Consider the following 11,790-nt stretch of genomic DNA (forward strand, 5'->3'; position numbering starts at 1 on the left):
GATCCTCAGCGGACAGCTCTCTGCTGCCCGCTGCCTCTATCGTGGATCGACCGCCTCGGCGAGGTCTTGGACAAATGGGAACTGCCGCCACTGACCATCGGGTCCTCTTTCAGCCACTGTCGAGGACTCGTTCCGGTCAGTATCTTGAAATCGCGGTTGAGATGGGATTGGTCGGCATAGCCGCACACCGTCGCGATCTCGGCCAGCGAAGCAACAGGAGGGTCGATCATCCTCCGGGCACGATCGAAGCGCATGACACGGGCTGCCTCCTTGACCCCGATGCCGAACTCGGCACGGAACTGGCCGTTGAGATGCCGTCTGCTCCACCCGATGCGATCGGCGAGGAGCGAGACCGGAAGCCGTCCACGGCTGGCTGCCATCTCCCGCCATGATTCGAGCACCTCCGCTCGAGGCCGCGCTTCCTCATCGATGACCCGCAGCAGCACCTCGTCGATGGCATCGAACCGAGCGGACCAGCTCGTCGCGTCGTTGACGCGCTCATGGAGCTCGGCGGCGATCGGAGCCGAGACCTCGCCGAGGTCGTAGGTGCGGTGAGCGAAGTCGACCGCCGGCATTGCGAAGAACACCCGCGGAGCGAAGGGCGTGAAATTGATCTGGATTCCGGCCATCGTGCCGTTGTGCCGGATGTGCGTCGCCCGCAGATGAAGCCCCGCCAGCAGGACATCGAAGTCCTCGACGTCTCCGGTTTCCGGATCCGATTGGCACAGCGGCTGGCCGATCGAGACGATGAAGGTCATCGCCCCCGAGGGCAGTCCCAGGTGCGTCCCCGCGGGGACGCCTGAGATGTCGTAGCCGACGTAGTCGCCGACATAGGGCCGCAGACGCGGATGCGGGCTGCGGGTGAGGTCGTCGCCGGATGCCGCAGACATGCACCCAGTGTATGCCCGCCTCCTCGGCGAGGGCCCTCCCACATCCTGCCGGCTGCGACGATTCACCCGCGCAGCACGACCTCGCGAGAATGCGCGCCACGTGCCCGAATGTGTCTGTCCTGGCTGGCGAAACCGCCGATGACCAGCTGGACCACGAGCAGCACCAGCAAGGTGATGAGCGGGACGGTCCAGGACCCGGTCACTGTGTGCAGCCAGCCGATGCCGATGGGACCGAGGCCGGCGAAGAGGTAGCCGAAGCCCTGCGCCATCGTCGACACGTGCCCGGTGTGATGAGCGTCGGGCGAACGCCACACGATATAGGACAGCGACAGACTGATCGTCGCACCCTGTCCCAGACCGAGCAGCGTCATCCACACATAGGCGCCGCCAGTGGGAGCCACCAGCAGCCCGGCAAACCCCGCAGCAGTGAGGACGAAGGCGGCAGCAACACCGAGCCAGCGCGGCCGCAGCCGTTGCGCTGCCGCAGGGGCGAAGAGGCAGGTGATGATCGCCGGGAATGCGGAGAAGGACAGCATCCAGCCTGCTTCGTCGGCGGGCATCCCGCTGTCCTGCAGGATCGAGGGCACCCAGGTCAGCGCGGCGTAGTAGCTCATCGACTGCAGCCCCATGAAGCCGGTGACCGCCCAGGCGATCGGGTCGGTCAGTATCGAGCGGAACGGCGGTTCACCGGCTTCGCTGGCAGCGTCTGCTGCACCGTCATGGCCGGCGACTGTCCCTGCGAGGCGGCCGGGGCGCCGACGCATCTGCGGGATCCACAGCAGCGCGGCCAGCACCGCGGGAACAGCCCAGATCCCCAGAGCCCAGCGCCAGGAGCCGCCGACGATCGGCAGCAGCGGGACGGTCAGGCCCGAGGCCGCCGAGGCGCCGAGGAACAGCGCCGTCGAGTACAGGCCCATCATCAGGCCCACCCGGTGGGCGAAATCGCTCTTGATCGCCGTGGGCAGCAGAACGTTGCCGACGGCGATCGCCGCGCCCACGAGCACCGTTCCGGAGAACAGCGCCAGCAGGCTCGGCTGCAGACGCAGAGCAATGCCGGCGGCAAGGATGATCATGACGAGGCCGAGCACCCGGTGCACGCCGAATCGGCGCGTGAGTCCCGGGGTGAGGAACGCGAACGCACCGAAGGCGAAGACCGGGATCGTCGTCAGCAGACTCCCCACCGTCGCACTCAGGTGAAGATCGCCGAGGATGTCACCGAGCACCGGCCCGACCGAGGCGACGCCGATGCGCAGGTTGAGACCGATGAGGATGAGCCCGGCGCCCAGGACGAGCAGGGAGATTCTGCCCCGTCCGCTCGTCATCCTCCGCTGAGGTGGATCGGTGAGCGTGGTGCCGTGCTCGGTGAGGGAGAGCTCCTCGTTCGCATTCGGGCCGGATCTCTTCATGTCGTCCTTCGTCGTCGCGCAGTCGGTCAGTGCTCGACCATTCAATCGCGAACCGCCTCGGCGGAGAACCGTTAAACTGACGGCAGATGAACAAATTCAGCCACGAATCGCTCAGTCCGGAACTCATCCACCTGCTCGGCCACGATGAGCGCACCCCGGCGCACACCCATGCGCTCGGCCACCTGGTCTACCCGGCGACCGGCGTGCTGTCGCTGGTGACGAGGGACGGCTCGTGGATCGCTCCGTCCAATCGCGTCGTCTGGGTGCCCGCGGAGTTCGAACATCAGCACCGCGCACATGGGGCAACCGACATGCGCGTCGTCTTCCTGCCCGAGTCGATGGCCACATCACTGGTGCCGCATCCGGCGGTGTTGGCGACGACGCCGCTGGCCAGAGAGGCGATGCTCGCACTCACCGGCCCCAGACGGCGGGAGAAGGCGAGCACGGATCGCCTGCGCCTCGTCGTCATCGATGAGCTCTCGGCCACCGGCGAACAGCCGCTGCACCTGCCCGAACCGCACGATGATCGACTCCTGGCCGTGACGAAGCATGTCGAGGAGGATCTGTCGACCCCCGTCTCCCTGGCCGAACTCGGTCACCGGGTCGGCGCGAGTGAGCGGACGCTGTCCCGCCTGTTCCAGCAGGAGACGGGGATGACCTTCCGCCAGTGGAGGGCCGAGCTGCGGGTCCACCGTGCGCTGCTGCGACTGGCCGACGGGATGAGCGTCTATGACACCGCCGCCGAATGCGGGTGGGCGAACCCCGGCTCGTTCATCCTCGCGTTCACCTCCTTGGTCGGGATGAGTCCGGGGAAGTATCAGCAGTCGCTGGTGTGAAACGGACCGTGGAGCTCAGTCCCTGCGTTCGTCGGCTCAGTCTTCGCTGGCGCGGGCGAGCAGCTCGGTCAGCAGCGCCTCGGTCACGGCCGTCGGCAGGGCTTCGATGAGCGCCATGAGCGGCCCGAGCCTGCCGGGGACACCACCGCCGGTGCCTGCCAGCCTGAGCAGCAGGGCGCACATCGCCGGGCTCGGCCGATTGCCCCGTGGATAGAGCGCCCGTGCGATCCTCGCAATCGATGCCGCCGAGTGCGGTCTCTTTCCCCGCACCCGATCGGCCGCATCGGAGACGGCTGCCAGCAGATCGGGCAGCACAGTCTCCGTGACCGGGGTGATGGTGAGGTGGACGCTGCGGGGCAGAGACGTGTCGTCGGACTGGGCGTAGCCTGGCTGGTGCTGGAGCATGAACCCTGTCGTCCGCACCTCGTCGGCCATGCGGTGCGGATCGACCCGGCGTCCGGCGGGCACGGACGGGTCCGCGATGAGGGCGAGCGCCGGCCCGGTCGGCCGTCCCCACACGGTCAGGCCGTCGATGTTCTCGACCGCGGCGATGATCGCCTCGGTGGTCCGGCAGCAGGAGGCGACCGCCTCGGCGTAACCGTCCTGCCCCAGATAGTTGATCACCGCCCAGGCTGCGGCCAGCGGCGATGCCGACTTCGACCCCAACAGCGTGGGATTGACCACGGGATAGGCCGGCCAGGAGCTCGTCGCGAAGAACTGTGCGCGGTGCCGGCGGCGGCCGCGGTGCAACAGCACAGAAACGCCCTTCGGCGCGTACCCGTACTTGTGGAAGTCCGCGGAGATGCTCGTGACGCCGGGCACCGCGAAGTTCCACGGCTGCGTACCCGACCACCACGGCAGTGCCAGTCCCCCGAAGCAGGCGTCGACGTGCAGCGACAGCCCGCGTTCACGGGTGCGGCCGGCCACCTCGGCGATGGGGTCGATCGCTCCGGTCGGGTAGGCCGGTGCCGAGAGCACGACGAGGGCGACATCGTCATCGAGGCGGTCGATGATCTCACCGGCACGCACCCGGCCGTCGGCGGGCACGGGAACGGGATCCCAATCGAGGTCGAACAGCGCCGCCGCCTTCTGGAAGGCGGCATGCACCGTCACCGAGGTGAGCAGCCGCGGCCGGCGAGCCGAGTGCGGATTCTGCTGCCGCCAGAGGTCGCGGGCAGTTTTCACGGCCAGCAGGCAGGACTCGGTGCCGCCGCTGGTGACCGAACCGAACACCTTCCCCCGGGGCCCGCCGGTGATTCCGGTGGCGAAGCGGACGAGGTCCTTCTCCATCCGCGCGATCGAGGGGAAAGTCAGCGGGTCAAGCCCGTTGAGGGGGCGGGCGGATTCCATCGCCGCCCCAGCCAACGTGTCGAGGACCTCGTGACCGGGGTCGTAGACATAGGACAGGACGCGGCCGCCGTGGGTGGGGGCGTCGGCGGTGCGCATCCGGCTGAGCGTTTCGAGGATCTCCTCGGCCCGTGGATCGAGGGGCCCGCGCCGAGGCGGCCCGGCCGGTTCCCCATGGCGGCGCGGCTGATCACTCACGGTCGACCTCGTCCTTGCGCAGTCGGTACCGGGCCAAGGTCACCAAGCTGGCGACCATGAGCAGTGCCGGGATGAGCGAGAACGCCAAGGCGATGCCCAGCAGGGCCGCTGCCGGCTGGGCGACGGTGACCTCGGCGGTGGATTCGATGTAGCCGGTCACGGCCAGGACGATCGTGAGCACGGTCGACCCGAGCGCCATGCCGGTGGTCTCCCCTGCCGTCCAGACTCCACCGAAGACGCCGGCTCGATCGCCGTGGGTGCGAGCGTCGACGGAGATGACATCGGGCAGCATCGCCATCGGCAGGGTCTGCATGCCCGCATAGGCGGCACCGGCGAGGACGATCGGGGCAATGATCCAGTAGCCGGGAGCCCAGATCAGCGGGATGGAGGCGAGGTTGGCCGCGAGGAAGAGTGCGCTGGCGATGACGAAGGCGCGTTCTTTGCCGAGGCGGCCGGCCACGGATTTCCACGCGGGGGCGACGAGGAGCGCCGGGGCGATGAGACTGACGAAGAGCAGCGTCACCGCCCCTTCGTCACCGAGCAGCCAGCGGGCGACGAACTGGGCCGCGGCGAGCATGAGACCGGTGGTCAGCCCTTGGATGACGAAGGTGGCCAGGAGCGCGCGGAAGTGTTGGCTGTCCTTGAGCGTGCGCCAGCCGCTGCGGTAGTGCTCGAGCACCGGGATGCCCGGCGTGCGCGTGGGTTCGCCGACCGGCTGAGCCGGTGTGTCCTCGTGTCGGCTGACCGGCACGATCGTCGTGGCCGCCCAGGTGCCGATGAAGAGGAGGACGCCGGCGGCCACGGCCATGGCGAAGTACCCCAGGTACGGGTTGTCGACGAGGCCGCGGATCTCCGGGCCTCCCCCGCCGAAGATGAGGATGGCGGCGGTGAGCACGACGACGCGCCAGGTCAGCAGGTGGGTGCGAGCCGAATAGCGTGGGGTGAGTTCGGCCGGCAGGGCGATATAGGGCACCTGGAACAGGGAGAAGCAGGTGGCAGCGAGGAGGAAGGAGATGAAGACCCAGACCATTGCGGCGGCCGGCGGCAGGCCGGGTGGGACGGAGAAAGTGGCGATGAAGGCGAAGGGCAGGCCGATAGTGCCGAGGATCATCGGGCCGCGACGTGTGCCCTTCGACTGCAGGGCCCTGTCGCTGAGCCCGCCGATGATCGGGTCGATGAGGACGTCCCACACCTTCGCCAGTGTGATGACAGCACCCGCGGCAAGCGCGGAGACCCCGAGGGTGTCGGTGAGGTAGTAGATGAGCACGAGACCGGGCAGGGTGGCGAAACCGCCGGTGCCCAGCGAACCGAGCGCGTATCGGACCGTTGTCTTCCTCGACAGGCCCGGACCACCGTGTCCAGTCATGTTCACATGCTACGTGGCCACGTCCTCGAATGATTGCGCCCTCCGCCTGACTGGGTGACGGCCGCGGTTTCCGTCGACTGCGGCCGCCGCGTATTCCCGGATGTCCGCTCAGCTGCCCCAGACCTGTGGCTTCAGCCCGTGCTGTCCCCGATATCGCGGTGACTGCGGTTCCGTCCACTCGCCGAGGAGGCCCTCCGTCAGCCGGTAGACCGTGACCTTGAGCGGGTGGCAGTTGTCCACCGGGTCCTCGTTGTCCTCGCCGAACATCGGCGCGGACAGGTCTCCTCCCGGGCAGGTCGACAGCGCTGCGAGCAGATCCTGTTCGGCGAAGAACTCGAAGTGGTCGCCGGGTGTCGCCGGGCAGGTCTTCATGAAGTATTCGTCGTTGTCGTTCAGCCCTGTGCATTGGAAGACATTGAGCACATCGTGGACGTCGAACTCCGTGAGGCCATAGGGCAGGACGGCCCGGACCAGGTTGGAGTGGCAGTGGTAGTCGAAGTCGACCCCGCTCAGCATCTGTGAGACATAGGGATCGCAGCGGGTGCCCAAGGTGTCGTGGAGTCGGCCGCCTTCGGCGTCGGTGCCGTAGTCGGCAAGGGTGTCGCTGACGATCGTGGCCATGGGACGGAGGAACGGCAGCGTCGACCACAGCCGGTCGAAGGTGGACACGTGCGCGGCTTGCAGCTGTCGGGTCCTGGCTGCCCAGAAGCGCTCCCTGGGGTCGTGGCGGTTCCACAGGTTGAGGTCCCCGACCTGCGGGCCTTCGACGGTCGAGATCCGACACACATGTCCGGCGGGGATCTCCCACGCCTGGCCCGAACGGATCGGCACAGTGAACTCGTCGACGATCTCCCGGTTGTCCGTATCCTTCCCGATCCGTCCATAGAAGTCTTCGTCGACGTCGAGTGCGGAACCCTGGTAGGCCGCTTCGGTCAGGCGTGCGTTCTGGTTCATGGTCGTCCCTCCCCTGCTGCGAATTTCGGTGGTCTGCCTGCCACAATGCCACCTTCCCACCCTCGACCCAAGTGCTTGCCGAGGAGGTCTATGCTGAGAAGAGAGTCGTCGTTCGCGCCGCATCGTAGGAGGTCGGAATGGCTGAAGAGGACATCGACATCGAACTGCAGGACACCGGAGAGTTCCTGGCCAGCATCCATACGGATACCGGAACGGAGGAGATCGTGCTCATCCTCTCCGATGCCGAGGACGTCTCCGACGGCGTGCTGGGCAATGACGAAGCCACCGCACGGGCCACCGTGGTATTCATGCTCAAATATCAGGCCGCCGGAGACCTGCCGGATCGGATCGACCTCGTTGACATCTCCGCAGCGTACGACGGAGGAATCGAGGCCATCCGCGACCTTCGCAGCTGAACTTCGTTTCACCGGGAACGCAGACCGACGAGGGTCTGTTCTCTCCTGACAGCGGACCGGATGCGGGTATATGGTCGAAACATGTCTGGAAGCACAGATCGATACACTGCCATTTCCGATGAGTTCGAAGCCCGGATGCTCGGCATCGGTTCCGATGATTGGCAGAAGACCGTTCCGAGCTGTCCCGATTGGACCGTCGAAGAACTCGTCGAACATGTCCTCGGTTCCCACAGATCAATACTCGCTGTGGCCGGACAGTCCTTCGCACCAGAAGCCGGCACCGAGCTCATCGCTCGTTTCGCTCAGGCGAGGGAAGCTGCCGTTCAGGCTCTCATCAACCCTGACATCGCAGACACCCAGGTGGAGTCACCACTGGGCGCGATGACGTTCGCTCAGCTGTCCGACACCCTGCTCTGCGGTGACACACTGTTCCACACCTGGGACCTTGCGCACGCGACCGGCCAGGATGAGAACCTCGACGAGTCCTCCTGCCACGCAGTCCTCGACGCGCTGCGTCCGTATGACGATGCAATTCGCGCCCCAGGATTCTTCGCCGCCAAGATCACTCCGCCGGCCGATGCCGATGCGCAGACTCAGCTGCTGTGCTTCGGTGGTCGCAGAGCCTGACACCTCTCCGAGGAGTTCCCTCCGCGGAGGCAAAGAAGAAACACACAAAAGAGAAGAAGATGACGAACATGTCGGACACTCAGCGTCTCAACATCCAAGCTGTCGACAAGAATGCCTACCAGCCGCTGGTGGCGATGGAGAAGTACATCCACAGCGGCAGTCTCGGCGAGGGTCTGCTCTCGCTCATCAAACTGCGTGCTTCACAGCTCAACGGCTGCGCGTACTGCTTGAACATGCATGCCGGCGAAGCCCGCAAGGCCCAGGTCGACCAGGTCAAGGTCGATGTCCTTGCCGGATGGCACGAAGCCGCCTCCGTCTACTCCGACCGCGAGCAGGCCGCGTTGCGCCTGACCGAAGAGGTCACGCGCATCTCCGACGGCGTCTCCGATGACACGTGGGCGGCCGCCTCGGCGGTGTTCTCCGAACAGGAGATGGTCGAACTGCTCATGGCCGTTTCAGCCATCAATGTCTGGAACCGTCTGGCAGTGGCCACCCACCAGCACCTGGACTGAGGTTCTGAGAAGATCAGTGCACCGAATCATCAGCGTCGTTCGTTCGCTGGCTGATGATCGGCACTGGTCTTCGTGCCCACCATCTTCTTCCACGGCAGGGCCGTCAGCAGTGCGAGGACGGCGATGGCGAGGAACAGCAGCACCAACGGCTGAGAGATCATGGTCCAGAAGTTGCCGCCGGAGAGGCCGAGCGCCTGCTGCAGGTTCCGCTCGAGCATCTCGCCGAGGACCAAGCCGATCACGAGCAGCGCCGGAGACATGCCGACGAGACGCATGACATAGCCGAGAACGCCGAACGCCAGAGCAATGTACACGTCTGTCGCGGAGTTGTGGATGCTGTAGCAGGAGATGAGAGCCAACATGAGGATCGTCGGTGCCATGAAGGGCATCGGAATGGCCAAAATCTTTGCGAGCAGAGACGAAGCACTGATATTGACGACGACGCCGAGGATCGCACTGATGAAGAGCGCTCCGACAATCGTCCAGCCCAGTTCCGGATTGGCATCGAAGAAACCCGGCCCCGGGTTGAGCCCGTACATCATGAGATAGGCCAGCAGCACTGCGGTCGTACCTGAACCGGGAATTCCCAGGGTCAGCAGCGGAACCATTGATCCGGAAACCGCAGCATTGTTTGCCGCCTCTGGTGCGACCAGCCCCCTGACAGCTCCCTTTCCCATTCCTGCCGAAGCAGGGGCGAGACGCTTTTCGAGCCCATAGGAGAAGAACGCCGCGATGGTTGTTCCCGCTCCGGGGAGAACACCGGCGATGAAACCGATGATCGACCCTCGGATGCCCGGCAGCGTTCCCTGTCTGAGTTCGGCCTTGGTAGGAAGGAACCGCCCCGACAGACCTTTGACCGCTTGCGAGTTCATGCCCATGTTCGTGCTCGCGAGGATTTCACCGATGCCGAACACGCCGATGATCGCCACAATCGGATCGATGCCTTCGAGGAGTGTGAACGTGCCGAAGGTGAAGCGCGGAAGCCCTGACTGCAGCTCGATTCCCACCGTGGAGATGGCCACCCCGATGACGACTGCGGTGAGACCGAGCATCGGCGCTGAGCCGACAAGAGTGGCACTGAGGACGAGAGCCATGACGACTACCGCGAAGTAGACGGCCGGTCCGAAGGCCAACCCCATCTCCGACATGGGACCGGCGATGAACGCGAGTCCGAGGAATGCAAGGATGCTGCCGAGGAACGAGGCCAGTGCTGAAATCGACAGCGCACTTGCCGCTTTTCCCTTCAACGCCATCGGGTGACCATCGAGGGTGGTCATGATCGCGCCCGGATCGCCGGGGATGTTCAGGAGGATCGCAGAGATGCGCCCTCCGTATTCGGCACCGAGGTAGAGGGAAACCATGAGTGGCAGCGACAGCTCGGGTGGCACGGTCATCGCCACTGGAAGCAGCAGCGCGATCGCCGTGGAGGGGCCGACACCGGGAAGCAGACCCGCGACCGTACCGAGGATGACTCCGAGGAGGATGACGAGCAGCAGCGTCGGTGACGTGGTGATCGTTCCCAGAGCGCTCAACAGATCTGACAGGGTATTCATAGGTTCAGCCCTCCGAACACGAGGTACTCGAGCCAGCCGACTGGAAGCAGCACGTTCAGCCAGACATCGAAGACGAGGAAGAGGATCATTCCGATGACGAGTCCGAGGACGAGCACCCAGACCGCTTTGAGCGGTCTGAGTCGAACTCCGAAGACGAGCGTCGTCGTGAGCACAGAGAAGACCGCAGCCGCCTCGGCGAATCCGATGAGGAAGATCGATACTGTGAACAGTGCGAAGAGAACGATGCACGTGAGCACTCGAACCAGCTCGATGCCGGTCACAGGTCTGGTTTCGCCCTTTCCTCGCAGCAATGAGAACAGGCCGAGCGCTGTGGTGCCTACGAGCACGATGCCGACGACGACAGGGAACGTCTTGGGGCCGATTCCGTCTTCGCCTTCGACACTCGGCAACAGGAGAGCGTTGATGAGATAGAAGAGTGCCAGCCCCAAGAAGACGACTGCAGCGATGGTCTTCGACGCAGCTGTGCTGCCCGGCTCGATCTCAGCAGCGGTCTCCGGGCCTTCGACGGCTGCCGGACCGTCAGCCTGGGCTTCGGAACTCATTTGCTCAGTCCTACCTTCTCCAGCACTTCTCGCGATTCTTCTTCCTCGGGCATGATCACCGTCTCCAGCCATTCGTCGCCGGGCAGATAAGCGGGATTGATGCCGAGTGCATCAGACTGTTTGACGAATTCGTCCGAAGCGACGCCCTTCTTCAGCGCCTTCTGCCACCAGGCGACGGCCTCCTCGGGCATATCTGCCGGGCCGAACACTCCTCGCCAGTGGTTGATGGTGATATCCATATCGAGGTCGTGCCAGGTCGCCGCGCCTGTGCCGGGACCGTCTTCGATGGGTTCCGGGGCCGAGACCGCGATGATCTCCACGTCCCCGCTTTCGACCAGCTCCACAGCCTCCGACATTCCTGTCGAGGCGACATCGATGCGCCCGCCGAGGAGTTCATTGTTGAGGTCACCGCCGTCGGAGAATGCCACGAGATTCAGTGCGCTGAGGTCGTCGACTCCGTATTCGTCGGCGGGTCGGAGGACATTGAGCTGATCATCGCTGGGCACGGTGCCGATGCCGAAGTCGACGCTGCCCGGGTCGTCTTTGATCTGTTCGAGCACTTGCTCGGCTGAGTCGTATTCGGACCCCGACTTCACCATCCAGACCTCGTAGTCTGTGGTCAGCTGCGCAATCGGCGTGAAGTCGTCGATCGACATGTCGGTCGTACCGGTGATGTTCGACAGGAGCACACGGTTGGACTCGACCACCACCGTCGTCCCGTCATTCTCCCGTTGCAGAACTGCCGCTCGTGCAGGGTTGCCACCGCCTCCGCCCATGTTCTCAATGGTGACGAAGCTTTCGACACCCGCGTCTTCGAGTCCGTCCTTGGTGATGCGAGTCGTCAGGTCGAGGCCGCCGCCAGGGGAACCTGCCGCGATCGCGGTGACCCGAGGCGGTGGAAACCCTTCCCCGCGGTCGATTTCGGGCATGCATGCGGTGGTCGAAGCGACGAGCAGAACGCTTGCGATTGCCGCGAGCCCACGAGCTGCGCCGAGAGGAGAACGACGGTCAGCGAGAGCGCTCAACCATGTATGCGACGGCGAAAACATGGTTTCAGACGCTAGCACTTTCCCATATCGATTCTCAACGAATCTTGCGAACATGAGATGAGATTCCTGAGAG

General features: G+C 65.1%; 12 protein-coding genes. 4 read left to right on the forward strand and 8 right to left on the reverse strand.

The annotated features are described in order from the left end of the window. Nucleotides 1-5 precede the first annotated feature (5 nt). Together ACQE2J_RS16980 and ACQE2J_RS16985 are read right to left on the reverse strand one after the other, a co-directional pair. Complete coding sequence (locus tag ACQE2J_RS16980) at nucleotides 6-890, reverse strand: helix-turn-helix domain-containing protein (RefSeq protein ID WP_426936702.1); 885 nt, start codon at nucleotides 888-890, stop codon at nucleotides 6-8. A gap of 62 nt (nucleotides 891-952) precedes the next feature. Continuing rightward, nucleotides 953-2,296, reverse strand: coding sequence for a CynX/NimT family MFS transporter (locus ACQE2J_RS16985; RefSeq protein ID WP_426936703.1), 1,344 nt, complete (start codon nucleotides 2,294-2,296; stop codon nucleotides 953-955). Between the two features lie 86 nt (nucleotides 2,297-2,382). Between ACQE2J_RS16985 and ACQE2J_RS16990 the strand changes: the two genes are divergently transcribed. Beyond that, nucleotides 2,383-3,132, forward strand: coding sequence for an AraC family transcriptional regulator (locus tag ACQE2J_RS16990; protein WP_426936704.1), 750 nt, complete (start codon nucleotides 2,383-2,385; stop codon nucleotides 3,130-3,132). Nucleotides 3,133-3,168: 36 nt separating this feature from the next. On the opposite strand, the gene ACQE2J_RS16995 is transcribed toward ACQE2J_RS16990, so the two are convergent. The 3 genes from ACQE2J_RS16995 to ACQE2J_RS17005 all read right to left on the reverse strand — a co-directional run bounded on the left by ACQE2J_RS16995 (nucleotide 3,169) and on the right by ACQE2J_RS17005 (nucleotide 6,997). Next, nucleotides 3,169-4,677, reverse strand: a complete 1,509-nt coding sequence (locus tag ACQE2J_RS16995; RefSeq protein ID WP_426936705.1) for a pyridoxal phosphate-dependent decarboxylase family protein — start codon at nucleotides 4,675-4,677, stop codon at nucleotides 3,169-3,171. After that, the gene (locus tag ACQE2J_RS17000; protein WP_426936706.1) at nucleotides 4,670-6,043 is read right to left on the reverse strand and encodes an MFS transporter; all 1,374 of its coding nucleotides are present in this window, start codon (nucleotides 6,041-6,043) and stop codon (nucleotides 4,670-4,672) included. The genes ACQE2J_RS16995 and ACQE2J_RS17000 overlap by 8 nt, the downstream gene beginning before the upstream one ends. Before the next feature lie 108 nt (nucleotides 6,044-6,151). Further along, nucleotides 6,152-6,997 carry an urea carboxylase-associated family protein gene (locus ACQE2J_RS17005; RefSeq protein ID WP_426936707.1) on the reverse strand — a complete coding sequence of 282 codons (846 nt, stop codon included), beginning with the start codon at nucleotides 6,995-6,997 and terminating at the stop codon, nucleotides 6,152-6,154. A gap of 137 nt (nucleotides 6,998-7,134) precedes the next feature. Here ACQE2J_RS17005 and ACQE2J_RS17010 point away from each other — a divergent pair, with 137 nt between their 5' ends. The 3 genes from ACQE2J_RS17010 (at nucleotide 7,135) to ACQE2J_RS17020 (ending at nucleotide 8,552) form a co-directional block, all read left to right on the forward strand. Then, nucleotides 7,135-7,413, forward strand: a complete 279-nt coding sequence (locus ACQE2J_RS17010; RefSeq protein ID WP_426936708.1) for a hypothetical protein — start codon at nucleotides 7,135-7,137, stop codon at nucleotides 7,411-7,413. A gap of 81 nt (nucleotides 7,414-7,494) precedes the next feature. Then, nucleotides 7,495-8,040 carry a TIGR03086 family metal-binding protein gene (locus ACQE2J_RS17015; protein WP_425119821.1) on the forward strand — a complete coding sequence of 182 codons (546 nt, stop codon included), beginning with the start codon at nucleotides 7,495-7,497 and terminating at the stop codon, nucleotides 8,038-8,040. A 59-nt stretch (nucleotides 8,041-8,099) separates the two neighbouring features. Continuing rightward, a complete protein-coding gene (locus tag ACQE2J_RS17020; RefSeq protein ID WP_205683399.1) occupies nucleotides 8,100-8,552 on the forward strand; it encodes a carboxymuconolactone decarboxylase family protein in 453 nt (150 codons plus the stop codon). A gap of 29 nt (nucleotides 8,553-8,581) precedes the next feature. On the opposite strand, the gene ACQE2J_RS17025 is transcribed toward ACQE2J_RS17020, so the two are convergent. From ACQE2J_RS17025 to ACQE2J_RS17035, 3 genes are read right to left on the reverse strand one after another with little or no spacing between them, the layout of a single operon-like run. Then, entirely contained in the window at nucleotides 8,582-10,105 is a 1,524-nt protein-coding gene (locus ACQE2J_RS17025) for a tripartite tricarboxylate transporter permease (RefSeq protein ID WP_425119820.1), read from the reverse strand. Next, the gene (locus tag ACQE2J_RS17030; RefSeq protein ID WP_167854493.1) at nucleotides 10,102-10,668 is read right to left on the reverse strand and encodes a tripartite tricarboxylate transporter TctB family protein; all 567 of its coding nucleotides are present in this window, start codon (nucleotides 10,666-10,668) and stop codon (nucleotides 10,102-10,104) included. The genes ACQE2J_RS17025 and ACQE2J_RS17030 overlap by 4 nt, the downstream gene beginning before the upstream one ends. Next, complete coding sequence (locus ACQE2J_RS17035) at nucleotides 10,665-11,597, reverse strand: Bug family tripartite tricarboxylate transporter substrate binding protein (protein WP_167854494.1); 933 nt, start codon at nucleotides 11,595-11,597, stop codon at nucleotides 10,665-10,667. Before ACQE2J_RS17035 ends, ACQE2J_RS17030 begins: the two co-directional genes overlap by 4 nt. Nucleotides 11,598-11,790: the final 193 nt, after the last annotated feature.

It is taken from the genome of Brevibacterium sp. LE-L, from assembly GCF_050214925.1.
GTDB lineage: Bacteria > Actinomycetota > Actinomycetes > Actinomycetales > Brevibacteriaceae > Brevibacterium.

Excerpts from the sequence above, each read along its gene's own strand:
- ACQE2J_RS17015 (WP_425119821.1), top strand. The coding sequence starts at position 7,495 with ATGTCTGGAAGCACAGATCGATACACTGCCATTTCCGATGAGTTCGAA.
- ACQE2J_RS17000 (WP_426936706.1), bottom strand. The coding sequence starts at position 6,043 with ATGACTGGACACGGTGGTCCGGGCCTGTCGAGGAAGACAACGGTCCGA.
- ACQE2J_RS16985 (WP_426936703.1), bottom strand. The coding sequence starts at position 2,296 with ATGAAGAGATCCGGCCCGAATGCGAACGAGGAGCTCTCCCTCACCGAG.
- ACQE2J_RS17005 (WP_426936707.1), bottom strand. The coding sequence starts at position 6,997 with ATGAACCAGAACGCACGCCTGACCGAAGCGGCCTACCAGGGTTCCGCA.
- ACQE2J_RS17020 (WP_205683399.1), top strand. The coding sequence starts at position 8,100 with ATGACGAACATGTCGGACACTCAGCGTCTCAACATCCAAGCTGTCGAC.
- ACQE2J_RS17010 (WP_426936708.1), top strand. The coding sequence starts at position 7,135 with ATGGCTGAAGAGGACATCGACATCGAACTGCAGGACACCGGAGAGTTC.
- ACQE2J_RS16990 (WP_426936704.1), top strand. The coding sequence starts at position 2,383 with ATGAACAAATTCAGCCACGAATCGCTCAGTCCGGAACTCATCCACCTG.
- ACQE2J_RS17025 (WP_425119820.1), bottom strand. The coding sequence starts at position 10,105 with ATGAATACCCTGTCAGATCTGTTGAGCGCTCTGGGAACGATCACCACG.
- ACQE2J_RS17035 (WP_167854494.1), bottom strand. The coding sequence starts at position 11,597 with ATGCCCGAAATCGACCGCGGGGAAGGGTTTCCACCGCCTCGGGTCACC.
- ACQE2J_RS16980 (WP_426936702.1), bottom strand. The coding sequence starts at position 890 with ATGTCTGCGGCATCCGGCGACGACCTCACCCGCAGCCCGCATCCGCGT.
- ACQE2J_RS17030 (WP_167854493.1), bottom strand. The coding sequence starts at position 10,668 with ATGAGTTCCGAAGCCCAGGCTGACGGTCCGGCAGCCGTCGAAGGCCCG.